Below are 2,256 nucleotides of genomic sequence, written 5' to 3' on the forward strand. Positions count from 1 at the left end.
CAGGCCATGACCATGGCCTTCACCCGACGGGCCCGTAGCCAGTGGGCTACTTCTTCCGCGATGGCGCGAATCTCCTTTGGGGAGCGTTCCCCATAGGGCAGTCGGGCAGAATCCGCCAGATAGAGTAGGGGTTCGCCAGGGAGGAGGCGCTGCAGTTGATGGAGCACCGTCAGACCCCCCAGTCCACTGTCAAACAAGCCAATGGGCAGATCTTGCGGATGATGGATCCAGGACATGAACGTGGATCCGGGTTACGTATGGAGAGGGAAGAGGGACGGTTTGCGGTGACACAGGCTGGGCATCTGGCGCTGCACCTGCTCCAGACGATCCGTGCGCATCTCCGCCATGGCCACGCCGGGACTGGTGCCCGCATCTGCTAAAACCGTTCCCCAAGGGTCGATCACCAGGGCATGTCCATGACTCTGGCGGCGGTGGTAGTGAACCCCGGTCTGGGCAGGGGCAAAGACGTAGGCAGTGTTTTCAATGGCCCGGGCCCGCAGCAGCACTTCCCAATGGTCCTTCCCCGTGAAGGCGGTGAAGGCGGCAGGAATCAGCAAAACCTGGGCGCCACGACTGGCCAGAAAGCGATACAGCTCGGGAAAACGCACATCATAGCAAATGGACAGCCCCAGACAGCCCAGCCCGGACACGTGGACCACCGGCGGGCTGGAGTCACCGGAGCGCACGGTGGCGGATTCCTGGTACGTGTTCCCGTCGGGCAGGTTCACGTCAAAGAGGTGGATCTTGTCGTAGCGGGCCAGTAACTGCCCGTCCCGTCCCACCAACTCGGCCCGATTATAAATCGCCCCGTCACCGGCAGGCACGGGGAAACCACCTCCCAACAGGATCACTTGATAGCGATGAGCCATGGTGACCAGGAATTGGCTGCAACGCTCCGCCAGCATGGGCGCCAACGCTAGCTTCTGCCGGTCATCTCCTAAAAAGGCAAAGTTTTCCGGCAGGCCCACCAGGGCAGCCCCCTGGCGTGCAGCCAGGTCAATCTGCTCTTCTGCGGCCTGCAGATTGGCATCGGGATCAGGGGTGCTGGTGAGCTGGAGCGCTGCAGCGAGGTAACTGGACAGAATTGAAGTCAACGGCCAATACCAGCTTACTCCCAGGCTGGGCTACTTGCATTCTGGCAACGGCAACCCCATGGCCGTGCTGCTTGCAGAGACCGGGACCGTGGCCGTGAGTTGCTTCACGCCGGTTCACACAGAGCCCCACGCTTTGGCTGGACATCACCATAGTTCAACCTGAATTGTGAGCCGGACGAGATTCATCGCCCTGCTTTGTGCCTTTCTCACTCTGCTCAACGACCGCATTGGCGAGAGTATGGTCTTCCCTCTGTTGACGTTTCTGGTGGCGCCGCTGTGGACACCCAGCACGTGGGGCTGGTGGTGGGGCTCCTGGGGGGCAGCTATGCCGCATCCCAGTTTCTGGCCACGCCGGTGGTTGGCTCCCTGAGTGATCATTTCAGGCGAGGACCTGTGCTGATGGTCTGCATCATCGGCACGGCCCTCAGCGTGGGCTTGTTTGGCCTTGGTGCCGCATTGGGCACCAGGTTGATGGCGGGTTCCGGCGCGTCTCTTGGTCTGGCACTGATGTTTGCTGGTCGCAGCCTGCATGGGGTAGCCGGTGGAACTGCCGCCACCGCCCAGGCCGTGATCGTTGACGTGACCCCACCGGCAAAGCGTACTCAAGCTTTGGGTCTGGTGGGCGTCGCCATTGGTCTGGGCTTCATTATCGGGCCTGGGGTGGGGAGTTGGCTGATGGACGTGCATCTGTCGCTGCCCATTGCCCTGGCCGTTGCCGTCGCCTTGCTGAACCTGTTGCTGACCCTGGGGTTCTTTTCTGAAACCCTTCCCAGATCAGCCCGTCAGCCTGGCCGCCTTCAACCCCTTCTGGAACATGATTCAAACCTTGGGCAACCCCCGCGTGGGTCGCTTGAGCGTGGGATACGGACGTGGGACAGACCTTCGCCCTGCTGGGGGCGGTGGCCATTGCTGTTCAAGGTGTCCTGCTGGGACCGTTGAGCAGATGGTTGGGGGTGGAACGTCTGGTCCCCATGGGGATCGGCCTGATGCTGCTGGGGTGCCTGCTGGTGAGCCTGGCTCGACCCGATGCCACGGCCCTGGATGCCATGGCCAAGCCGTTGGTGGATAGCGCTGTGGTCATGTGGGCCATGGGGATCGGCCTGCTGGTGCCTTCCCTCAGGGCCCTCATCTCACAGCGGCTGGATGTCGGCAGCCAGGGGAA

Annotated in this window: 3 protein-coding genes and 1 pseudogene; 2 read left to right on the plus strand and 2 right to left on the minus strand. The window is 62.2% G+C overall.

All coding sequences use genetic code 11. From position 1 onward, the window contains the following. Both FLM9_RS05630 and FLM9_RS05635 read right to left on the minus strand, forming a co-directional pair. Positions 1-236, minus strand: a 236-nt coding sequence (locus FLM9_RS05630; RefSeq protein WP_368794374.1) for a glutamate racemase, incomplete at its 3' end; no start/stop codon positions are given. Between the two features lie 15 nt (positions 237-251). Next, entirely contained in the window at positions 252-1,082 is an 831-nt protein-coding gene (locus tag FLM9_RS05635; protein WP_074457654.1) for a carbon-nitrogen hydrolase family protein, read from the minus strand. A gap of 288 nt (positions 1,083-1,370) precedes the next feature. On the opposite strand from FLM9_RS05635, the gene FLM9_RS05640 reads away from it, so the two are divergent. Both FLM9_RS05640 and FLM9_RS05645 read left to right on the plus strand, forming a co-directional pair. Next, positions 1,371-2,033, plus strand: a complete 663-nt coding sequence (locus FLM9_RS05640; protein ID WP_074457653.1) for an MFS transporter — start codon at positions 1,371-1,373, stop codon at positions 2,031-2,033. 32 nt (positions 2,034-2,065) lie between these two features. Continuing rightward, positions 2,066-2,256 (plus strand): annotated as a pseudogene (locus tag FLM9_RS05645) (MFS transporter); the annotation flags it as partial.

The sequence above is a fragment of the Candidatus Synechococcus spongiarum genome (genome assembly GCF_900047545.1).
GTDB classification, from domain to species: Bacteria; Cyanobacteriota; Cyanobacteriia; order PCC-6307; family Cyanobiaceae; genus Synechococcus_B; species Synechococcus_B spongiarum_C.